This window comes from Actinomadura sp. WMMB 499, from assembly GCF_008824145.1.
GTDB lineage: Bacteria > Actinomycetota > Actinomycetes > Streptosporangiales > Streptosporangiaceae > Spirillospora.
On sequence record NZ_CP044407.1, the window covers coordinates 5574505 to 5594298 of the forward strand.

The 19794-nt window shown below is 69.2% G+C and carries 33 protein-coding genes and 1 pseudogene; 32 read left to right on the forward strand and 2 right to left on the reverse strand.

Translation table 11 applies throughout. The annotated features are described in order from the left end of the window. Nucleotides 1–3: 3 nt before the first annotated feature. From rplC to F7P10_RS25105, 24 genes and pseudogenes are all read left to right on the forward strand, one after another. Nucleotides 4–648, forward strand: a complete 645-nt coding sequence (gene rplC, locus F7P10_RS24990; RefSeq protein ID WP_151012742.1) for a 50S ribosomal protein L3 — start codon at nt 4–6, stop codon at nt 646–648. Continuing rightward, on the forward strand, nt 645–1247 hold the full coding sequence (gene rplD / locus F7P10_RS24995) for a 50S ribosomal protein L4 (protein WP_151012744.1): 603 nt from the start codon (nt 645–647) through the stop codon (nt 1245–1247). The genes rplC and rplD overlap by 4 nt, the downstream gene beginning before the upstream one ends. A gap of 11 nt (nt 1248–1258) precedes the next feature. Further along, nucleotides 1259–1558, forward strand: a complete 300-nt coding sequence (gene rplW / locus F7P10_RS25000) for a 50S ribosomal protein L23 (protein ID WP_151012746.1) — start codon at nt 1259–1261, stop codon at nt 1556–1558. Nucleotides 1559–1596: 38 nt separating this feature from the next. After that, nucleotides 1597–2430 carry a 50S ribosomal protein L2 gene (gene rplB, locus F7P10_RS25005; protein ID WP_026404051.1) on the forward strand — a complete coding sequence of 278 codons (834 nt, stop codon included), beginning with the start codon at nt 1597–1599 and terminating at the stop codon, nt 2428–2430. A 12-nt stretch (nt 2431–2442) separates the two neighbouring features. Continuing rightward, nucleotides 2443–2724, forward strand: a complete 282-nt coding sequence (gene rpsS, locus F7P10_RS25010) for a 30S ribosomal protein S19 (RefSeq protein ID WP_151012748.1) — start codon at nt 2443–2445, stop codon at nt 2722–2724. Nucleotides 2725–2759: 35 nt separating this feature from the next. Continuing rightward, nucleotides 2760–3140, forward strand: a complete 381-nt coding sequence (gene rplV / locus F7P10_RS25015; RefSeq protein ID WP_151012754.1) for a 50S ribosomal protein L22 — start codon at nt 2760–2762, stop codon at nt 3138–3140. Beyond that, nucleotides 3140–3979 carry a 30S ribosomal protein S3 gene (gene rpsC / locus F7P10_RS25020; protein ID WP_151012755.1) on the forward strand — a complete coding sequence of 280 codons (840 nt, stop codon included), beginning with the start codon at nt 3140–3142 and terminating at the stop codon, nt 3977–3979. Before rplV ends, rpsC begins: the two co-directional genes overlap by 1 nt. Before the next feature lie 8 nt (nt 3980–3987). Continuing rightward, nucleotides 3988–4407 (forward strand): 50S ribosomal protein L16, encoded by a 420-nt coding sequence (gene rplP, locus F7P10_RS25025; RefSeq protein ID WP_075894463.1) that lies wholly within the window; start codon nt 3988–3990, stop codon nt 4405–4407. Beyond that, a complete protein-coding gene (gene rpmC / locus F7P10_RS25030) occupies nt 4407–4649 on the forward strand; it encodes a 50S ribosomal protein L29 (protein WP_151012757.1) in 243 nt (80 codons plus the stop codon). Before rplP ends, rpmC begins: the two co-directional genes overlap by 1 nt. Beyond that, on the forward strand, nt 4646–4918 hold the full coding sequence (gene rpsQ / locus F7P10_RS25035) for a 30S ribosomal protein S17 (RefSeq protein WP_151012760.1): 273 nt from the start codon (nt 4646–4648) through the stop codon (nt 4916–4918). The genes rpmC and rpsQ overlap by 4 nt, the downstream gene beginning before the upstream one ends. Nucleotides 4919–4982: 64 nt before the next feature. Beyond that, a complete protein-coding gene (gene rplN / locus F7P10_RS25040) occupies nt 4983–5351 on the forward strand; it encodes a 50S ribosomal protein L14 (RefSeq protein ID WP_026404058.1) in 369 nt (122 codons plus the stop codon). After that, nucleotides 5351–5659, forward strand: coding sequence for a 50S ribosomal protein L24 (rplX, locus tag F7P10_RS25045; protein WP_151012762.1), 309 nt, complete (start codon nt 5351–5353; stop codon nt 5657–5659). Before rplN ends, rplX begins: the two co-directional genes overlap by 1 nt. A 5-nt stretch (nt 5660–5664) precedes the next feature. Continuing rightward, a complete protein-coding gene (gene rplE, locus F7P10_RS25050; protein WP_151012764.1) occupies nt 5665–6255 on the forward strand; it encodes a 50S ribosomal protein L5 in 591 nt (196 codons plus the stop codon). Between the two features lie 2 nt (nt 6256–6257). After that, nucleotides 6258–6443 carry a type Z 30S ribosomal protein S14 gene (locus F7P10_RS25055; protein WP_151012765.1) on the forward strand — a complete coding sequence of 62 codons (186 nt, stop codon included), beginning with the start codon at nt 6258–6260 and terminating at the stop codon, nt 6441–6443. A 139-nt stretch (nt 6444–6582) separates the two neighbouring features. Continuing rightward, complete coding sequence (rpsH, locus tag F7P10_RS25060; RefSeq protein ID WP_151012767.1) at nt 6583–6981, forward strand: 30S ribosomal protein S8; 399 nt, start codon at nt 6583–6585, stop codon at nt 6979–6981. A gap of 16 nt (nt 6982–6997) precedes the next feature. Further along, nucleotides 6998–7534 carry a 50S ribosomal protein L6 gene (gene rplF, locus F7P10_RS25065; protein ID WP_151012769.1) on the forward strand — a complete coding sequence of 179 codons (537 nt, stop codon included), beginning with the start codon at nt 6998–7000 and terminating at the stop codon, nt 7532–7534. Between the two features lie 2 nt (nt 7535–7536). Beyond that, nucleotides 7537–7908: pseudogene (gene rplR / locus F7P10_RS25070) on the forward strand (50S ribosomal protein L18); the annotation flags it as partial. A 45-nt stretch (nt 7909–7953) separates the two neighbouring features. After that, the gene (gene rpsE / locus F7P10_RS25075; RefSeq protein ID WP_143219614.1) at nt 7954–8580 is read left to right on the forward strand and encodes a 30S ribosomal protein S5; all 627 of its coding nucleotides are present in this window, start codon (nt 7954–7956) and stop codon (nt 8578–8580) included. Continuing rightward, nucleotides 8577–8759, forward strand: coding sequence for a 50S ribosomal protein L30 (rpmD, locus tag F7P10_RS25080; protein ID WP_151012771.1), 183 nt, complete (start codon nt 8577–8579; stop codon nt 8757–8759). The genes rpsE and rpmD overlap by 4 nt, the downstream gene beginning before the upstream one ends. 2 nt (nt 8760–8761) lie before the next feature. Continuing rightward, a complete protein-coding gene (rplO, locus tag F7P10_RS25085; protein ID WP_151012773.1) occupies nt 8762–9244 on the forward strand; it encodes a 50S ribosomal protein L15 in 483 nt (160 codons plus the stop codon). A gap of 214 nt (nt 9245–9458) precedes the next feature. After that, complete coding sequence (gene secY, locus F7P10_RS25090) at nt 9459–10754, forward strand: preprotein translocase subunit SecY (protein ID WP_151018278.1); 1296 nt, start codon at nt 9459–9461, stop codon at nt 10752–10754. After that, nucleotides 10729–11403 (forward strand): adenylate kinase, encoded by a 675-nt coding sequence (locus F7P10_RS25095; RefSeq protein ID WP_151012775.1) that lies wholly within the window; start codon nt 10729–10731, stop codon nt 11401–11403. Before secY ends, F7P10_RS25095 begins: the two co-directional genes overlap by 26 nt. An 85-nt stretch (nt 11404–11488) precedes the next feature. Further along, nucleotides 11489–12307 carry a type I methionyl aminopeptidase gene (gene map, locus F7P10_RS25100; RefSeq protein ID WP_151012776.1) on the forward strand — a complete coding sequence of 273 codons (819 nt, stop codon included), beginning with the start codon at nt 11489–11491 and terminating at the stop codon, nt 12305–12307. Nucleotides 12308–12329: 22 nt separating this feature from the next. Beyond that, nucleotides 12330–12758 (forward strand): DUF1707 domain-containing protein, encoded by a 429-nt coding sequence (locus tag F7P10_RS25105; protein WP_254716006.1) that lies wholly within the window; start codon nt 12330–12332, stop codon nt 12756–12758. Nucleotide 12759: 1 nt separating this feature from the next. Here F7P10_RS25105 and F7P10_RS25110 read toward each other — a convergent pair whose 3' ends face one another. Together F7P10_RS25110 and F7P10_RS25115 are read right to left on the reverse strand one after the other, a co-directional pair. After that, nucleotides 12760–13575, reverse strand: a complete 816-nt coding sequence (locus F7P10_RS25110; protein ID WP_151012778.1) for a phosphodiesterase — start codon at nt 13573–13575, stop codon at nt 12760–12762. Between the two features lie 406 nt (nt 13576–13981). After that, complete coding sequence (locus F7P10_RS25115; protein WP_151012780.1) at nt 13982–14539, reverse strand: hypothetical protein; 558 nt, start codon at nt 14537–14539, stop codon at nt 13982–13984. A gap of 271 nt (nt 14540–14810) precedes the next feature. On the opposite strand from F7P10_RS25115, the gene infA reads away from it, so the two are divergent. The 8 genes from infA to truA all read left to right on the forward strand — a co-directional run bounded on the left by infA (nt 14811) and on the right by truA (nt 19793). Further along, on the forward strand, nt 14811–15032 hold the full coding sequence (infA, locus tag F7P10_RS25120; protein WP_034519601.1) for a translation initiation factor IF-1: 222 nt from the start codon (nt 14811–14813) through the stop codon (nt 15030–15032). Nucleotides 15033–15145: 113 nt separating this feature from the next. Beyond that, a complete protein-coding gene (rpmJ, locus tag F7P10_RS25125) occupies nt 15146–15259 on the forward strand; it encodes a 50S ribosomal protein L36 (RefSeq protein WP_026404072.1) in 114 nt (37 codons plus the stop codon). Nucleotides 15260–15455: 196 nt separating this feature from the next. Beyond that, the gene (rpsM, locus tag F7P10_RS25130; RefSeq protein ID WP_151012782.1) at nt 15456–15836 is read left to right on the forward strand and encodes a 30S ribosomal protein S13; all 381 of its coding nucleotides are present in this window, start codon (nt 15456–15458) and stop codon (nt 15834–15836) included. Between the two features lie 55 nt (nt 15837–15891). Next, entirely contained in the window at nt 15892–16293 is a 402-nt protein-coding gene (gene rpsK, locus F7P10_RS25135; protein WP_151012784.1) for a 30S ribosomal protein S11, read from the forward strand. Nucleotides 16294–16312: 19 nt separating this feature from the next. Then, nucleotides 16313–16939 (forward strand): 30S ribosomal protein S4, encoded by a 627-nt coding sequence (gene rpsD, locus F7P10_RS25140; RefSeq protein WP_151012786.1) that lies wholly within the window; start codon nt 16313–16315, stop codon nt 16937–16939. A 120-nt stretch (nt 16940–17059) separates the two neighbouring features. Continuing rightward, nucleotides 17060–18073 (forward strand): DNA-directed RNA polymerase subunit alpha, encoded by a 1014-nt coding sequence (locus F7P10_RS25145; protein ID WP_151012789.1) that lies wholly within the window; start codon nt 17060–17062, stop codon nt 18071–18073. Between the two features lie 92 nt (nt 18074–18165). Beyond that, nucleotides 18166–18693 carry a 50S ribosomal protein L17 gene (rplQ, locus tag F7P10_RS25150; protein ID WP_151012791.1) on the forward strand — a complete coding sequence of 176 codons (528 nt, stop codon included), beginning with the start codon at nt 18166–18168 and terminating at the stop codon, nt 18691–18693. Nucleotides 18694–18884: 191 nt separating this feature from the next. Further along, the gene (truA, locus tag F7P10_RS25155) at nt 18885–19793 is read left to right on the forward strand and encodes a tRNA pseudouridine(38-40) synthase TruA (RefSeq protein ID WP_151012793.1); all 909 of its coding nucleotides are present in this window, start codon (nt 18885–18887) and stop codon (nt 19791–19793) included. Nucleotide 19794 lies beyond the last annotated feature (1 nt).

The window sequence follows — 19794 nt, forward strand, 5'->3', positions numbered from 1 at the left end:
AGAATGAGTGAGCAGAGGAAGGGCGTCCTGGGCGAGAAGCTCGGCATGACCCAGGTCTTCGACGATGAGGGCCGGATCGTTCCGGTGACCGTCGTCCAGGCCGGGCCCTGTGTCGTCACCCAGCTCAAGACCCAGGAGAAGGACGGCTACGCGGCGGTCCAGATCGGGTACGGGCAGATCGACCCGCGCAAGGTGAACAAGCCGCGGGCGGGGCACTTCGAGAAGGCCGGCGTCACGCCGCGCCGCTACCTCGTGGAGCTCCGGGGCGACACCGAGCTGGAACTCGGCCAGGAGATCACCGCCGGAGCCTTCGAGGCCGGCCAGAAGATCGACGTGACCGGCACGAGCAAGGGCAAGGGCACCGCCGGTGTCATGAAGCGCCACGGCTTCAAGGGCCTCGGCGCCTCGCACGGCACCCAGCGCAAGCACCGCTCGCCGGGATCGATCGGCGGCTGCGCGACCCCCGGTCGCGTCTTCAAGGGTCTCCGCATGGCCGGACGGCACGGCAACGCCCGGACCACCGTGCAGAACCTGACCGTGCACGCCATCGACGAGGAGAAGGGCCTGCTGCTCATCAAGGGCGCGGTCCCCGGTCCCAACGGCGGCGTGGTCCTGGTCCGCGACGCAGTGAAGGGGACGGGCAAGTGACCTCCAAGCTCGACATCGATCTGCCCGCCGAGATCTTCGACGCCAAGACGAGCGTCCCGCTGATCCACCAGGTCGTGGTGGCGCAGGAGGCCGCGGCCCGGCAGGGCACGCACGCGACGAAGACCCGCGGCGCCGTCCGGGGCGGCGGCAAGAAGCCGTACCGGCAGAAGGGCACCGGCCGCGCCCGGCAGGGCTCGACCCGCGCTCCGCAGTTCGCCGGCGGCGGCACCGTCCACGGCCCGCAGCCGCGCGACTACACGCAGCGGACGCCCAAGAAGATGAAGGCCGCCGCGCTGCGCGGCGCCCTGTCCGACCGCGCCCGCGCCGGCATGGTGCACGTGGTCGACAACCTCGTCGAGGGCGACGCCCCGAAGACGAAGACGGCGCTGGCGGCGCTGCGCACGGTCACCGAGGCCAAGCGCGTCCTGGTGGTCCTCGACCGCGACGACGAGCTGACCTGGAAGAGCCTGCGCAACGAGCCGAGCGTGCACGTGCTCGTCTCCGACCAGCTCAACACCTACGACGTGCTGGTGAACGATGACGTCGTCTTCACGCAGAAGGCGTACGACGAGTTCATCTCGCGCGCGGCGAAGAAGTAAGGAGGGGGACTGTGGCCAAGATCGCTGACCCCCGCGACGTCATCATCGCGCCGGTCGTCTCGGAGAAGAGCTACGGGCTGCTGGACGAGAACAAGTACACGTTCATCGTCCGCCCGGACGCCAACAAGACGCAGATCAGGCAGGCCGTCGAGGAGGTGTTCAACGTCAAGGTGACGAACGTGAACACCCTCAACCGTTCGGGCAAGCGCAAGCGCACCCGGTTCGGCTACGGCAAGCGCAAGGACACCAAGCGCGCCATCGTCAGCCTGGCCGAGGGCGAGCGGATCGACATCTTCGGCGGCACGGCCTGAGGCCGGACCCCGAAGCAGACAAGGGATGAACGAATAAGATGGGCATCCGTAACTACAAGCCGACCACTCCGGGTCGTCGCGGCTCCAGCGTGGCCGACTTCGTCGAGGTCACGCGCCGCGAGCCCGAGAAGTCGCTGCTCAAGCCGCTCCCGAAGAAGGGCGGCCGGAACAACCACGGCCGGATCACCACCCGGCACCAGGGCGGCGGGCACAAGCGCGCGTACCGCGTGATCGACTTCCGCCGGCACGACAAGGACGGCGTGCCGGCCAAGGTCGCGCACATCGAGTACGACCCGAACCGCACCGCGCGCATCGCGCTGCTGCACTACGCGGACGGCGAGAAGCGCTACATCCTCGCCCCCCGCGACCTGAAGCAGGGCGACCGGGTGGAGAACGGGCCGGGCTCCGACATCAAGCCGGGCAACTGCCTCCCGCTGCGCAACATCCCGACGGGTACCGTCATCCACGCCATCGAGCTGCGGCCCGGCGGCGGCGCCAAGCTGGCCCGCAGCGCGGGCGCGGGCGTCCAGCTGCTGGCCAAGGAGGGCAAGTACGCCACGCTGCGCATGCCCTCCGGCGAGATGCGGATGGTGGACGTGCGCTGCCGCGCGACGGTCGGCCAGGTCGGGAACGCCGAGCAGTCGAACATCAACTGGGGCAAGGCCGGACGTATGCGGTGGAAGGGCAAGCGCCCGACCGTCCGCGGTGTGGCCATGAACCCGATCGACCACCCGCACGGTGGTGGTGAGGGCAAGACCTCCGGTGGCCGGCACCCGGTGAACCCGAAGGGCAAGAAGGAAGGCCGCACTCGCCAGGCGAACAAGTCGAGCGACCGGCTGATCGTCCGTCGTCGCAGCAAGAAGAAGCGGTAGGAGTCGTTCGTCATGCCACGTAGCCTCAAGAAGGGCCCCTTCGTGGACGACCACCTGATCAAGAAGGTGGACGCCCAGAACGAGAAGGGCACCAAGAACGTCATCAAGACGTGGTCCCGGCGCTCCATGATCGTCCCCGACATGATCGGGCACACGATCGCCGTGCACGACGGGCGCAAGCACGTCCCGGTGTTCGTCACCGACTCGATGGTGGGGCACAAGCTCGGCGAGTTCGCGCCGACGCGGACGTTCCGCAGCCACGTCAAGGAAGACCGCCGCAGCCGTCGCGGCTGACTGCAGAGCAGAGATCGTAGGAGAGAGGGACAGCGATGGAAGCCAGGGCCCAGGCGCGGTTCATCCGCGTCACGCCCAGGAAGGCCCGCCGCGTGGTGGACCTCATCCGCGGCCTGCCCGCCGCGGAGGCTCAGGCGGTGCTGCGGTTCGCCCCCCAGGCTGCGAGTGAGCCGGTGGGCAAGGTGCTGGCGAGTGCCATCGCCAACGCCGAGCACAACTTCAAGCTCGACTCGGACACGCTGGTCGTCAGCCGTGCGTGGGTGGACGAGGGGCCGACGCTGAAGCGTTTCCGTCCCCGCGCCCAGGGCCGGGCTTACCGCATCAACAAGCGCACGAGCCACATCACCGTGGTCGTGGAGTCGCGCGACGAGGCTTCGGCCGGCAGCGGCGGTAAGAAGACGAGGAGGGCCCGGTAGTGGGTCAGAAGATCAACCCGCACGGGTTCCGTCTGGGCGTCACCACCGACCACAAGAGCGTGTGGTTCGCCGACAAGCTCTACAAGGACTACGTCAAGGAAGACGTCCAGATCCGGCGCATGCTGCAGAAGGGCATGGACCGGGCGGGCATCTCCAAGGTGGAGATCGAGCGGACCCGTGACCGCGTCGAGGTCAACATCCACACGGCCCGGCCGGGCATCGTTATCGGCCGCCGCGGTGCGGAGGCCGAGCGCCTCCGGGGCGACCTGGAGAAGCTGACCGGCAAGCAGGTGCGGCTGAACATCCTCGAGGTGAAGAACCCCGAGATCGACGCGCAGCTCGTCGCGCAGGGCGTGGCCGAGCAGCTGTCCAGCCGCGTCGCGTTCCGCCGCGCCATGCGCAAGGCGATCCAGTCGGCGATGAAGTCGGGCGCCAAGGGCATCAAGGTGCAGTGCGGCGGCCGTCTCGGCGGCGCCGAGATGTCGCGGTCGGAGTTCTACCGCGAGGGCCAGGTCCCGCTGCACACGCTGCGCGCCGACATCGACTACGGGTTCTACGAGGCCCGCACGACGTTCGGCCGCATCGGCGTGAAGGTGTGGATCTACAAGGGCGAGGCCGCGCAGACCCGCGCCGAGCGCGAGCAGCAGGCCGCCCAGCAGCGCGCCGCCGGCGGCGGTGGCCGCGGCGAGCGCCGGGAGCGCCGTGGCGGCGGCCGTGGCGGCCGCGGCGGCCGCGGTGGCGAGCGCGGCGGCGACCGCGGCGGCGCGCAGAAGCAGCAGCAGAGTTCCGAGCAGCCCGCGCAGGCGACCGAGGCTGCTCCGCAGGGTGAGGGGAGCTGAAGTAACCCATGCTGATCCCTCGCAAGGTCAAGCACCGCAAGCAGCACCACCCGAAGCGTCGGGGCATGGCCAAGGGCGGCACGCGGGTGACGTTCGGCGAGTACGGCATCCAGGCGGTCGAGGGCGCGTACGTCACGAACCGGCAGATCGAGGCCGCGCGTATCGCCATGACCCGTCACATCAAGCGTGGCGGCAAGGTCTGGATCAACATCTTCCCGGACCGCCCGCTGACCAAGAAGCCCGCCGAGACCCGCATGGGCTCCGGTAAGGGCTCGGTCGAGTGGTGGGTGGCCAACGTCAAGCCGGGACGCGTGATGTTCGAGCTCTCCTACCCCAACGAGGAGATCGCTCGCGCCGCGCTGATGCGCGCGATCCACAAGCTCCCGATGAAGTGCAAGATCGTGAAGCGAGAGGTGGGTGAGTCCTGATGGCCAAGGGTCTTACCGCCGTAGATCTGCGGACCGAGCCGGACGACGTCCTGGTCACGAAGCTGAAGGAGGCGAAGGAGGAGCTCTTCAACCTTCGCTTCCAGGCCGCCACCGGCCAGCTCGAGAGCCACGGGCGGCTGCGCATCGTGAAGCGCGAGATCGCGCGCATCTACACCGTGATGCGTGAGCGGGAGCTCGGCATCGTCGAGGTCTCCGAGGACGCCGTGGAGGGCGACGAATGACCGAGCAGCAGACGACGCAGCGGAACAGCCGCAAGGTGTTCGAGGGGCTCGTGGTCAGCGACAAGACGGACAAGACCGTGGTCGTGTCCGTCGAGGACCGCGTCAAGCACCCGAAGTACCACAAGGTGATCCGGCGGACCAAGAACTACAAGGCGCACGACGAGGCCAACGAGTGCGGCGTCGGCGACCGCGTCCGTCTCATGGAGACCCGCCCCCTGTCGGCCACCAAGCGCTGGCGCGTGGTGGAGATCCTCGAGAAGGCCAAGTAATTACCCGGTTCCACCAGGCTGCTCCGCGAAGCGAGCAGAACCGGTGTGACGAACAGGAGTCAACGTGATCCAGCAGGAGTCGCGACTCAAGGTCGCCGACAACACGGGTGCGAAGGAGATCCTTTGCATCCGGGTTCTCGGCGGCTCGGGTCGGCGCTACGCGGGAGTCGGCGACATCATCGTCGCGACGGTGAAGGACGCCCTTCCCGGCGCCGGCGTGAAGAAGGGGGATGTCGTCAAGGCGGTCATCGTGCGCACCCGCAAGGAGCGCCGGCGCCCGGACGGCTCCTACATCCGTTTCGACGAGAACGCGGCCGTCCTCATCAAGGACGGCGGCGACCCCCGGGGCACCCGTATCTTCGGCCCGGTGGGCCGCGAACTGCGCGAGAAGAAGTTCATGCGCATCATCTCGCTCGCGCCGGAGGTGCTGTGATGAAGATCCGCAAGGGCGACGAGGTCGTCGTCATCGCCGGCAAGGACAAGGGCGCGACGGGCAAGGTGCTGCGCGTCGACCCGCGCCGTGAGCGCGTCGTCGTCGAGGGCGTCAACCTCATCACCAAGAACATCAAGGCCGACCAGCAGCGGGCCGGCAAGGAGAGCGGTCGCGTGACGGTCGAGGCGCCGCTGCACGTCAGCAACGTCGCGATCGCCGAGGACGGCAAGCCGGTCCGGGTCGGATACCGCATCAACGAGGACGGCACGAAGGTTCGGATCTCGCGCCGTAGCGGTAAGGAGATCTGAGACTGATGACCGAGACTCTGTCCGACGCGCAGACCACCGAGCGTCCCGTCCCGCAGCCGCGGCTCAAGCTGCGCTACCGCGAGGAGATCGCGGGGCAGATGCGCGAGCAGTTCGGCTACGAGAACGTCATGCGGATCCCGGGCCTGACCAAGATCGTGGTCAACATGGGCGTGGGGGACGCGGCGAAGGACGCCAAGCTGATCGAGGGCGCGATCCGCGACCTGTCGGCGATCACCGGCCAGAAGCCCGCCGTGAACCGGGCCCGCAAGTCCATCGCGCAGTTCAAGCTGCGCGAGGGCATGCCGATCGGCGCGCACGTCACGCTGCGCGGCGACCGCATGTGGGAGTTCCTGGACCGGCTGCTGGCCACCGCCCTGCCCCGTATCCGCGACTTCCGCGGTCTGTCGCCGAAGCAGTTCGACGGCAACGGCAACTACACCTTCGGGCTGACCGAGCAGGTCATGTTCCACGAGGTCGACCCCGACAAGATCGACCGCTCGCGGGGCATGGACATCACGGTCGTCACGACCGCGAAGACCGACGACGAGGGCCGGGCGCTGCTCAAGCTCCTGGGCTTCCCCTTCAAGGAGAGCTGAGCATGGCGAAGAAGTCGCTGATCGCCAAGGCGGGGCGGAAGCCGAAGTTCGGCGTCCGCTCGTACACTCGATGCTCGCGCTGCGGGCGTCCGCGCTCGGTCTACCGGAAGTTCGGCCTGTGCCGGATCTGCTTCCGGGAGATGGCCCACCGCGGCGAGCTGCCCGGCATCACCAAGTCCAGCTGGTGACCGCCTCCCCCTCCGCGCGAGGGGGAGCGCTACCGGCGTGTAATAACCACCGGGCACCCGTTCGGGTGCCCACGACCGCGCCAAAGGTCCACGGTCCGCGCCGGGCCGAGGAAACCGTGGCGAGGAGGGCCAGCAGGCCATGACGATGACCGACCCGATCGCAGACATGCTGACGCGTCTGCGGAACGCGAATTCGGCGTACCACGACCAGGTGGCGATGCCGTACTCGAAGATCAAGGCGCACATCGCCGAGATCCTCCAGCAGGAGGGCTACATCTCGGGCTGGAGCGTGGAGGACGCCGAGGTCGGCAAGAAGCTCCTCGTCGAGCTCAAGTTCGGTCCGACCCGTGAGCGTTCGATCGCCGGCATCAAGCGCGTCTCGAAGCCGGGTCTGCGCGTGTACGCGAAGAAGGACAACCTGCCGAAGGTCCTGGGCGGACTCGGCGTCGCGATCATCTCGACGTCGTCCGGCCTGATGACGGACCGGCAGGCCGGCAAGCGCGGCGTGGGCGGGGAAGTCCTCGCCTACGTCTGGTGAGGGGAGGAACCTAACAATGTCGCGAATCGGACGTTCCCCCATCACCGTGCCCGGCGGCGTCGACGTCAACATCGACGGCCGGTCGGTCACCGTCAAGGGGCCGAAGGGCACGCTGTCGCAGACCGTCGCCGAGCCGATCGAGGTCAGCCTCGAGGACGGGGTCATCTCGGTCACCCGGCCGAACGACATCCAGAAGGTCCGGGGCCTGCACGGGCTCACTCGGACGCTGATCAACAACATGGTGGTCGGCGTCACGGACGGCTACAAGAAGACCCTCGTCATCCAGGGCGTCGGCTACCGCGTGGCGGCCAAGGGCAAGAACCTCGAGTTCTCGCTCGGCTACAGCCACCCCATCACGGTCGAGCCCCCGGAGGGCATCACCTTCACGGTGGAGAAGCCGACCCAGCTCGTCGTCGAGGGCATCGACAAGCAGCTCGTCGGGGAGATCGCCGCCCGCATCCGCAAGCTGCGCAAGCCCGACCCGTACAAGGGCAAGGGCGTGCGTTACGAGGGCGAGCAGATCCGCCGCAAGGTCGGAAAGGCTGGTAAGTAGTCATGGCAGGCACCAAGACCCTGGCCGGGAAGGCCACGTCGGCGCGGGCGAAGTCCCGCAGGCGCCGGCACCTGCGGGTCCGCAAGAAGGTCGTGGGCAGCGCCGCGCGGCCGCGCCTGGTCGTGACCCGCTCCAACCAGCACGTGTTCGTCCAGGTCATCGACGACGCCCAGGGCCACACGCTGGCCAGCGCGTCCACGATGGAAGCGGACCTGCGCGCCGACTCCGGCGACAAGACGGCCAAGTCCCGCAAGGTCGGCGAGCTCGTCGCCGCCCGCGCGAAGGAGGCCGGCGTCTCCGCCGTCGTGTTCGACCGGGGCGGCAACAAGTACCACGGCCGCATCGCCGCTGTCGCGGACGGTGCGCGCGAGGGGGCCTGCAGCTGTGACGGCCCTGACCACGAACGAGAAGAGGAACCACTGATGGCAGCGCAGAGGCGTGGTGGCGGTCAGGGTGGCGACCGTCGCGACGGCCGCCGCGACGACCGCCGCGGTGGCGCCGACAAGGGCCAGTCGTACATCGAGAAGGTCGTGGCGATCAACCGGGTCGCCAAGGTCGTCAAGGGCGGGCGTCGCTTCAGCTTCACCGCTCTGGTGATCGTCGGTGACGGCAACGGCACCGTCGGCGTCGGCTACGGCAAGGCCAAGGAGGTGCCGGCCGCGATCGCCAAGGGCGTCGAGGAGGCCAAGAAGCACTTCTTCAAGGTCCCGCGGATCCAGGGCACCATCCCGCACCTGGTGCAGGCGCGCGACGCGGCGGGCGAGGTCCTGCTGCGCCCGGCGAGCCCCGGTACCGGTGTCATCGCGGGCGGCCCGGTCCGCGCCGTCCTCGAGGCCGCGGGCATCCACGACGTGCTGAGCAAGTCGCTGGGCAGCGACAACGCGATCAACATCGTGCACGCGACGATCGCGGGCCTGAAGGCGCTGAAGCGTCCCGAGGAGATCGCGGCCAAGCGCGGCCTGCCGATCGAGGACGTCGCCCCGGCGGCCATGCTGCGCGCCCGTGCGGCGGGCAGCGAACCGCGGGCGGAGGTCGCGTCGTCATGACCCAGCTGAAGATCACGCAGAAGAAGTCCGTGATCAGCGAGAAGCAGAACCAGCGTGACACGCTGCGCACCCTCGGCCTGAAGAAGATCGGGCAGAGCGTGGTCCGCGAGGACCGGCCCGAGGTGCTCGGCATGATCCGGACGGTGGCCCACCTGGTCACCGTCGAGGAGGTCGACTGACCATGGCGGCTGATCTCGAGAAGAACGCCTCGGGTTCGGAGGGCACGCCTCTGAAGCTGCACGACCTGCGTCCGGCCCCCGGCGCCAACAGGGCCAAGACCCGCAAGGGCCGCGGCGAGGCGTCCAAGGGCAAGACCGCGGGCCGCGGCACCAAGGGCACCAAGGCCCGCAGCACCGTCCCCGTCGGGTTCGAGGGCGGCCAGATGCCGCTGATCCGCCGGGTGCCGAAGCTGAAGGGCTTCAAGAACCCGAACCGGGTCGAGTTCCAGGTCGTGAACCTGGACAAGCTCGCCGCGCTCTACCCCGAGGGCGGCGAAGTCACGGCGGAGGACCTGGCGGCCAGGGGCGCGGTGCGCCGCGGCCGTCCGGTCAAGGTCCTCGGCAGCGGTGAGATCTCCGTCGCGGTCCAGGTGAAGGTGCACGCCTTCTCCGGCGCCGCGAAGGAGAAGATCGCCGCCGCCGGCGGAACCGCCGACGAGCTGTAAGAAGGAACACCTTCATGCGAGGGGCCGTCTTCGCCTTGCGCCAGGGACCCGGGGGTCCGGGCGCCGGGCAAGGCGGCCCCGTTCGCATGTGCTGTTAGAGTCACACCGGCGAGGCGGCTAACGTGAGCTTGCACACGGCCGCTCCCGCCGAAACGCTTGGACCTGTAACCGGCCCCTTGGCGGCCATGTTTTCGTCAGTCGCGCAGGAGGAATGGTGCTGACCGCGTTCGCTCGGGCTTTCCGTACGCCTGACCTGCGTAAAAAGCTGCTCTTCACGTTGTTCATCGTCCTGATCTTCAGGTTGGGGTCCAACATCCCGACCCCGAACGTGAACGTGCAGGTGCTGCGCGAGACCGCCGATGCGGCCCGGGACAGCAGCCAGTTGTACGGCCTCGTCGACCTCTTCAGCGGCGGGGCGCTGCTGCAGCTCTCGATCTTCGCGCTGGGCATCATGCCCTACATCACCGCGAGCATCATCCTGCAGCTGCTGACGGTGGTGATCCCGAAGCTGGAGGCCCTCAAGAAGGAGGGCCAGGCCGGGACCACGAAGATCACGCAGTACACCCGGTACCTGACGGTCGCGCTGGCGATCCTGCAGGGCACCGGCATCGTGGCGATGGCCAGCACCGGACAGCTCTTCCAGGGCATCTCCGGCAGCGGCGACATCCTCTACGACACCGGCATCTTCCCGATCATCACGATGGTCATCGTCATGGTGTCCGGCACCACGGTGATCATGTGGCTCGGTGAGCTGATCACCGACCGCGGCGTCGGCAACGGCATGTCGATCCTGATCTTCACGCAGGTCGTCGCGGTCTTCCCCGCGCAGTTCTGGGGCATCTACAAGGCGCAGGGCGGGTTCGTCTTCGCGCTCGTCATCGCCGTCGGCCTGGCCATCATGGCCGGGGTCGTGTTCGTCGAGCAGGCCCAGCGCCGCATCCCCGTCCAGTACGCCAAGCGGATGGTCGGCCGCCGGATGTACGGCGGCACCTCGACCTACATCCCGCTGAAGGTCAACCAGGCCGGCATCATCCCGATCATCTTCGCGTCGTCGCTGCTGTACCTGCCGGTGCTCGCGACCCAGCTGTGGCCGGACACCGACTGGCTGCAGAAGGTCCAGCCGTACCTCCAGCAGGACAACCCGTGGCACATGGCGGTGTTCTTCGCCTTCATCATCTTCTTCACGTACTTCTACGTCGCCATCACCTTCAACCCCACTGAAGTTGCCGACAACATGAAGAAGTATGGTGGTTTCATCCCAGGTATCCGTCCTGGTCGGCCCACCGCCGAATACCTCGACTACGTGCTGACCCGGATCACCACACCCGGAGCGCTCTACCTGGGGATCGTGTCCCTGATCCCGATGGTCGCGTTCGCACTCCTGAACGCCACACAGCAGTTCGCCTTCGGGGGCGCGAGCATCCTGATCATCGTCGGCGTCGGACTGGATACCGTGAAGCAGATCGAGAGCAAACTCCAGCAGCATCACTACGAGGGTTTCCTCCGGTAGTGCGTATCGTCCTGGTGGGCCCCCGGGTGCGGGCAAGGGGACGCAGGCCCAGTTCATAGCAGAGCATCTGTCCATCCCGAAGATCTCGACAGGTGACATCTTCCGCGCCAACGTGAGCGGCGGCACCGAACTCGGCCGCAAGGCCAAGGAGTACATGGACCGCGGCGACCTCGTCCCCGACGAGGTCACCATCGCCATGGTGCGCGACCGGCTCGCCGAGGACGACGCGCGCGACGGCTTCCTCCTGGACGGCTTCCCGCGCAACGTCCCCCAAGCGGAGACCCTCAAGAAGATCCTCGACGAGTTCGGCGTCCGGCTCGACATCGTCCTCGAGCTGGTCGTGGACCACGACGAGGTCGTCCGGCGGCTGTCGGGCCGGCGCACCTGCACCAAGTGCGGGAAGATCTGGCACGTCGACTTCGACGACAAGCAGGACGACATCTGCGACGACTGCGGCGGTCACCTGTTCCAGCGGGACGACGACAAGGAAGACGTCGTCCGGCACCGGCTCGAGGTCTACCAGGAACAGACCGAGCCCATCGTGCAGTTCTATGGAGACGAGGGCATTCTGGCGCGCATCGATGCCGCCGGCCCGGTCGATGAGGTCACCACGCGCGCTCTGGGCGCGCTCCGTCCGTCCGAGCAGTGACGGCGGGGACGCCGAACCGCGCGGGCGACCGCGCTGGATCGCCGGGATCGCACTCGCGGTCCCGGCGAAGCCGTATGGGAGAGGGATGTTCAGACGCAGGCCCGCGATCCAGGTCAAGACCGCCGAGCAGATCGAGCTGATGCGGGTCGCCGGCCTGCTGGTCGGCCGGACGCTCGAACTCCTGCGGGAGGCGGTCAAGCCGGGACTCACCACCCTTGATCTGGACGCGATCGCGGAGGAGCACATCCGCGACAACGGCGGTGTCCCGTCGTTCAAGGGCTACCACGGTTTCACCGGGACGATCTGCGCGTCCGTCAACGAGGAGATCGTGCACGGCATCCCGCGCGCCGGGAAGGTGCTGCACGAGGGCGACGTCATCTCGATCGACTGCGGCGCGATCGTCGAGGGCTGGCACGGCGACGCGGCGATCACCGTCCCGGTCGGGGAGATCCCGGCCGACCTGGCGCGGCTGCTGGAGGTGACCGAGGCGTCCCTGTGGCGCGGTCTGGCCGCCGGAACCGCCGGGGCGAGGCTCACCGACATGTCGCACGCCGTCGAGTCGTACGTCCGCTCTCAGGGCCCGTACGGCATCGTCGAGGGGTACGGGGGGCACGGCATCGGCACCGAGATGCACATGGACCCGCTCATCCCCAACCACGGCGCCCCCGGCCACGGCCCCGTGCTGCGGCCCGGGATGTGCTTCGCCGTCGAGCCGATGGTGAACCTCGGGACGAAGCGGACCGTTGAACTGGACGACGGGTGGACCGTCATCACCACCGACGGGCGCGCCTCCGCGCACTTCGAGCACACGTTCGCCGTCACGCCCGACGGCCCCCGCGTGCTGACGGCCCTTGACGAGGGCCGGGAGTGGTTCGCCAAGCTTGGTGGAGAGACCGCGCCCTAGGGCGCTTCGGGAGGGAGCCGACATGGCGCAGAATCCGGACATGCGGGCGTCGGACACCGACCGCGACCGGGTGGCCGAGAGCCTGCGCGAGCACTGCGCCGTCGGCCGCATCACGGTGGACGAACTGCACGAGCGGCTCGAGGACGTCTACAGCGCCCGGACCCTCGGGCGGCTCGAGGAGATCACCGCGGACCTCCCCGAGGAGGACCTCTACCAGCTGCCCGTCCCCGCGGCGCAGGCCAAGAGCACCGAGCCCGCGCCCGTCCGGGCCGGCGGGGCGAGCGTCGAGCGCGCCGCGTGGGCCGGGCTCGCCGCCGTCGGCGGGATCACCTTCACCATCTGGCTGATCATCGGGATCACCGCGGGCTTCACCTTCCCGTGGTGGCTGTGGGTCGTGGGGCCGTGGGCCGCCGTCCTGCTCATCCGCACGATCATGGGTCCGCGGGACTGACTCACTCGACGTCCATCAGCGGGCGGTAGTTGCCCGTCGGGACGAAGTGGGTCGTCGCCGAACCGTGCTCGTCCACGAGATGGATCGCGAACCCGGCGGGCTCCCCGGTCACCGCCGCCCGTCCCGGGTGCGTCAGGTCGAGGAAGAGCTGCCGGTAGGTGCTCGGGCACGTCGTGCTGACCTTCCCCCCGACCGATCCCACCGACCCGCGATGCACGTGCCCGGAGATGATCCGGACGATCTGCGGGTGCCGCGCGACCACGTCGGTGAACCCGGCGGGGTCCACGAACCGCATGTCGTCGATGAACCGGATGCCGATCGGGAACGGCGGATGGTGCGTCGCGACGACCGTCGGCGTGTCGGGCGCCGCCGCGAGCGTCTCGTCCAGCCAGCGCAGCCGGTCCTCGTCGAGATGCCCGTGCGGGTGCCCGTCCACCGTGGTGTCGCAGCAGACGAGGCGCGTCCCGGCGACGTCCACCGCGTACTGCAGCGGTGCGTCCGGAGCGGTCCCGGTGGCCGCGACGGCGGGGTGGTCCTTGAACACCGCCCGCAGCGCGTCCCGGTCGTCGTGGTTGCCGGGCATGGGGTAGACGGCCATCGGCAGGGGCGACAGCAGGGCGTGCAGGCGGGTGTACTCGGCGGGCAGCCCGCCGTCGGCGAGGTCGCCGGTGAGCACGACGGCGTCCGGCCGCGCCGGCAGCGTGAGCAGGCTCGACACCGCGGCCCGCAGCGCGCGCACCGGCCCCGAGCCGTCGTCGACCACACCGTCCCGCCCGGCCGCCAGGTGGATGTCGCTCAACTGCGCGATGATCGCCATTGATCCTCCCCCTTGCCAAGAAAACCACGGACCCGCCGCCCGGACGTCCGGAGGGCCGCCGCCCGGCCGCACCGCCGGGCCGCCGCCGCCGGGACGATCTTGTCGTCAGTCGGCCGGGCTGTCGACTCGGCGAAATGAGAAGAAGATCACGACCCGGTCTCGACCCCATATCGGTGCAATCCCCACGCCCTGAACGGTAGCTGAAGGTCACCGTCGGCCCGCGCTCCGCAGGACTCCGCTCCGGCCGCCGAGACGCGGACTGCCCGGTTTCCCGGGGGAGCGGGGGCCTGCGTGCGGGACTGCCCGGTCGCCGGGAGGGGCGTCCCGGCTTCGCGAGGGAGGGGGCCCGCGCGTCGGCGTCGCATGGCGTCCCGCAGGCGGGTGCGGGGGTGCTCGGGGGCGGGGGTCAGGCTACGTGGGGGATCACCAGGGAGAGGGCCGAGGTGATCTCCTCGGGGGCGGGGGCCACGTCGGGGACGACGTCGCGGAGTGCGAGCCAGCCGTTGATCGCCTGGACGGTCGGCTTCGCCTCGACGAGCTGGGGATCGTCGAGTCCGTACCAGGCGGCGACCTTCGACCAGCGCCACAGCCGGTGGCCCGCCGTGGACATCTCCGACGCCGGGAAGCCGGTGGCGCCGCGGGCGCCCGTGATGGCGTGCCGGACGGAGTCGGTCGAGCGGCCGACGCGTTCGGCGATGTCGCGGATGGTGAGCAGCGGGTCGGCCTCCACCCGCAGGACGTGCAGGCCCGGGGCGCTCGTCTCGACGTGCTCGACCAGCTCCATGATCGCGGCGGCGAGGGTCGGGCCCTCCCAGGTGCAGGACGCGTTGCCGGTGCGGTCGGCGTGCTGGGGCTCGGTGATGATGGACACCGTGACCGAGCCGTGCGTGCGGTCGAACAGGGGGTCCAGCTCCTCCTCGTAGAGGGGACGGCTGAGGATCAGCGCGAAGTCATAGCTCGGCATGCTGACCCTCCTCGTACGTCTCTACTCCTGAAAGGTACCAACGCCCACGCAGGGTATGCTTGTGTTGGGAGCAGTCTCCGCCGCCGTATCATGCGATGATTTCGCATTTGGGGGCGCGGTGGCGTACACTCCTGTGTCGGTCCGTCGTCGACCGCCCGATTCCCCTTCTCGGCGCTGAAGCGCCGTGGCGCCGCCTGTCGGCGAGCGAGGATCGCATCGAAGGACGCCCCGGACCGTCGTCCAATGAGCCGATCAGTGAAGCGCGGAGGACATGCCCAAGAAAGAAGGGGCCATCGAGATCGAGGGCACCGTCATCGAGTCGCTGCCCAACGCCATGTTCAAGGTGGAGCTCGACAACGGGCACAAGGTGCTCGCCCACATCAGCGGCAAGATGCGGATGCACTACATCCGGATCCTGCCGGACGACCGCGTCGTTGTGGAGCTGAGCCCCTACGACCTCACGCGCGGTCGGATCGTCTACCGGTACAAGTGAACGCGCGCCGCGGGTCCCGCGAGGGACGCCTTCCGCGGTGCGAGTAACCCACTGGGGTTGCCTCCCTCGCGCGTGGCGGCGCGGGGGCCGACCCTAAAGCCTTAGGAGACCCAGTGAAGGTCAAGCCGAGCGTCAAGAAGATCTGCAAGAACTGCCGCGTCATCCGGCGGCACGGCCGGGTCATGGTGATCTGCTCCGACCCGCGCCACAAGCAGCGCCAGGGCTGACGGCCGCCAGGCCGGCAGACCCGCACGACAAGCGCATCGCAGTCTTCGCGCGTTCCGCCGTACGTCCCCACGGGCGTACGGCAGCGGCGTGTGGAGGGACCACCCTCGGATCGACGGAGGCCGAGGCCGCCACCCGGGCAGGGTGTGTGCGGAAGCGATGCGTCCATACCTCCGTGCAATGAAAGGAACTGCCCACATGGCACGCCTTCTCGGCGTCGACCTCCCGCGCGACAAGCGCGTCGAGGTCGCTCTCACCTACATCTTCGGGATCGGCCGTACCCGTGCGCTGGAGACCCTCGCGGGCACCGGCGTCAGCGGCGACATGCGGGTGCACCAGCTCGGCGACGACGAGCTGATCAAGCTGCGCGACTGGATCGAGGCCAACTACCGGACCGAGGGCGACCTCCGCCGGGAGATCCAGGCCGACATCCGCCGCAAGATCGAGATCGGTTGCTACCAGGGCGTCCGGCACCGCCGCGGGCTTCCGGTCCACGGCCAGCGCACGCAGACCAACGCGCGCACCCGCAAGGGCAAGAAGAAGACCGTGGCCGGCAAGAAGAAGGCCGGCAAGAAGTAGTCCGTCGCGGGCTCCGCCCGCCACGGTCCGACGACCTCGAGAGTAGAGAGAGCAGATGCCTCCTAAGAGCCGTGTCGGCGCCAAGAAGGTGCGCCGCAAGGAAAAGAAGAACGTCGCTCACGGGCACGCCCACATCAAGAGCACGTTCAACAACACGATCGTCTCGATCACCGACCCCAACGGGAACGTGATCTCCTGGGCCTCCTCGGGCCACGTGGGCTTCAAGGGCTCCCGCAAGTCGACGCCGTTCGCCGCCCAGCAGGCCGCCGAGGCCGCCGCCCGGCGCGCGATGGAGCACGGCATGCGCAAGGTCGACGTCTTCGTGAAGGGCCCGGGCTCGGGCCGCGAGACCGCCATCCGCTCGATCCAGGCGACCGGGCTCGAGGTGGGCTCGATCCAGGACGTCACGCCCGTCCCGCACAACGGCTGCCGCCCGCCGAAGCGTCGCCGGGTCTGAGGTCAGGAGATCTAGAACAATGGCTCGTTACACCGGTGCGGACTGCAAGCTCTGCCGCCGCGAGAAGATGAAGCTGTTCCTCAAGGGCAGCAAGTGCGAGGGCCCCAAGTGCCCGATCGAGATCCGTCCTTACCCGCCGGGTGAGCACGGCCGCGGTCGGCCGAAGGAGACCGAGTACCTGCTGCAGCTTCGCGAGAAGCAGAAGGCCAAGCGCATCTACGGCGTGCTGGAGCGGCAGTTCAGCAACTACTACGTCGAGGCGAACCGCCAGGACGGCAAGACGGGTGACAACCTGCTCGGCCTCCTGGAGCGCCGCCTGGACAACGTGGTCTACCGCGGGGGCTTCGCCAAGTCCCGCGACATGGCCCGCCAGCTGATCCGGCACGGACACATCCGGGTCAACGGCAGGAAGGTCAACATCCCGTCGGCGCTCGTCGGCGAGGCCGACATCGTCGACGTCAAGCCGAAGTCGCTGGAGATGACGCCGTTCCAGGTCGCCAAGGCCGAGTCGGGCGAGCGTCCGGTCCCGGCGTGGCTGGGCGTGGACGCCGACAAGATGCGGATCTTCGTGCACTCGCTGCCGGTCCGGCAGCAGATCGACGCTCCCGTCCAGGAGCAGCTGATCGTCGAGCTCTACTCCAAGTAAGGGCTCGGGGCCGCCGGGATCCCCGTACAGGTGGGGATCCCGGCGGAACGGGGAACACTCCCCGGAAGTACTCCGATCGCGGTCGTCAAATAGCGGGCACCGCGGGAAGAAGGCACAACCATGCTCATCGCTCAGCGTCCCACTCTCGCCGAAGAGCAGGTCGACGAGTACCGGTCGCGGTTCACCATCGAGCCGCTGGAGCCGGGCTTCGGCTACACCATCGGCAACTCGCTCCGCCGCACGCTGCTCTCCTCGATCCCCGGCGCCGCCGTCACCAGCATCCGGATCGAGGGCGTCCTGCACGAGTTCTCGACCGTGCCGGGCGTCAAGGAGGATGTCACCGACATCATCCTGAACCTCAAGGAGCTCGTCGTCTCCTCCGAGCACGACGAGCCCGTCGTGATGTACCTGCGCAAGCAGGGTCCGGGCGACGTGACCGCCGCCGACATCGCGCCGCCGGCCGGTGTCGAGGTGCACAACCCCGACCTGCGCATCGCCACGCTGAACGGCAAGGCGAAGCTGGAGATGGAGCTCACGGTCGAGCGCGGCCGCGGCTACGTCTCCGCCGCGCAGAACAAGCAGCCGGGCCAGGAGATCGGCCGCATCCCGATCGACTCGATCTACTCGCCCGTCCTCAAGGTCGTCTACAAGGTCGAGGCGACCCGAGTCGAGCAGCGCACCGACTTCGACCGTCTGATCCTGGACGTCGAGACCAAGCAGTCGATGCTGCCGCGCGACGCCGTCGCGTCCGCCGGCAAGACCCTCGTCGAGCTGTTCGGGCTGGCCCGGGAGCTCAACGTCGAGGCCGAGGGCATCGACATGGGCCCGTCCCCGACGGACGCCGCGCTCGCCGCGGACCTCGCCCTGCCGATCGAGGAGCTGAACCTCACGGTCCGCTCCTACAACTGCCTCAAGCGCGAGGGCATCCACTCTGTGGGCGAGCTGGTCGCCCGCAGCGAGCAGGACCTTCTGGATATAAGGAATTTCGGCGCCAAGTCCATCGAAGAGGTCAAGCAGAAGCTCAACGACATGAGCCTCTCGCTGAAGGACTCCCCGCCCGGGTTCGACCCGAGCGCGGCGGCCGACAACTACGGCGACGACGACCAGAGCTACGCCGAGACCGAGCAGTACTAGGAAACGGAACCCGGCGGCCGGGGGAGCGTTCCCCGGCCGGCCGGCTCGACTGACGCCGGTACCTGATACGGCCGGTGCAGGAAGGAAGCACCATGCCCAAGCCCACCAAGGGTGCCCGCCTCGGCGGTTCCGCCGCGCACCAGCGCCTCATGCTGGCGAACCTGGCCACGGCGCTCTTCGAGCACGGCAGCATCACCACCACCGAGGCCAAGGCCCGGCGGGTGCGTCCGCTGGCGGAGAAGCTGATCACGAAGGCGCGCAAGGGCGACCTGCACAACCGTCGCCTGGTCGCCAAGACCATCCGGGACAAGGGCGTCGTGCACGAGCTCTTCACCGAGATCGCGCCGCGCTTCGAGAACCGCCCCGGCGGCTACACGCGCATCACCAAGATCGGGCCGCGCAAGGGCGACAACGCCCCGATGGCCGTGATCGAGCTGGTGCAGGAGCAGCTGTCGGCCGCCCCGTCCACCGCCACCGCCGCGACCGCCGCCCCGGCGCCCGCGCCCGCGGAGGAGCCGGCGGAGGACGTCGCCAAGGCCGACGCCGACGAGGCCCCGACGGCCGAGACGGCGGAGCCCGCGGAGGCGTCCGAGGGCAAGGAAGAGTCCGGCAAGGAGTGACCCGGTAATATTCCGGGCCGCCGTTCTCGGTAAGACATTGAAACGGGCCCGCCGTCCGGTACAGGACGGCGGGCCCGAATCTTTGCCAGACTTGCGTTCATGGTCATGTTAGGAGTCCGCCGATTCAGCGAGGGCGGTGCCCGTCCCACCGGACGGGCGAGGAATGCGAGGGACAGGGTAGTTCGACCGACATGACCGCACTGGTACGACTCCGGCTCGACATCGGCTACGACGGGTCGGACTTCGCGGGCTGGGCACGGCAGCCGAACCAGCGGACCGTCCAGGGCGTCATCGAGGACGCGCTGGCGCGGATGCTGCGGCTCGACCCGCCCCCGATGCTCACCGTCGCCGGCCGCACCGACGCCGGCGTCCACGCGCGCGGCCAGGTGGCGCACCTGGTGGTGCCCGTCGCCGCGTACTCGGCGGTCAACGGCACGATGCCGCGCAGGCTCGCCGGGCTGCTCCCCCCGGACGTGCGCGTCTGGCGGGTGTCGGTGGCGCCGGAGGGGTTCGACGCCCGGTTCTCGGCGCTGGCGCGCCGCTACGTCTACCGGGTGTGCGACAACCCGAACGGCGTCGAGCCGCTGCGCCGCCACGACGTCCTGTGGCACCCGCGGCCGCTCAACCTCGACCGGATCAACGAGGCCGCGCGGCTGCTGGTCGGCGAGCACGACTTCGCCGCGTTCTGCCGCAAGCGGGAGGGCGCGACGACGATCCGGGAGCTGCTGCGGTTCGAGTGGGCCCGCGACGACCGCGACCCCTACCTCGCGCACGCCACCGTCGAGGCGGACGCGTTCTGCCATTCGATGGTCCGCGCGCTCGTCGGCGCGATGCTGGTGGTCGGCGACGGCCGCCGCGACGTCGACTGGCCCGCGCAGGTGCTGTCGGCGCGCGTCCGGGACTCGGCGGTCAACGTGGCGCCCGCGCACGGCCTGTCGCTGGAGGAGATCCGCTACCCCCAGGACGAGGACCTGGCGCGCCGCGCGCAGGAGACCCGCCGCGTCCGCACCCTGAACGCCGCTGCGGCCGTGGCCGCCGCGGAGGCCGCCGAGGCGGAGCTGGCGGAGGGCGCGGAGGCGCCGCCCGGCGGCGCGTCCTGAG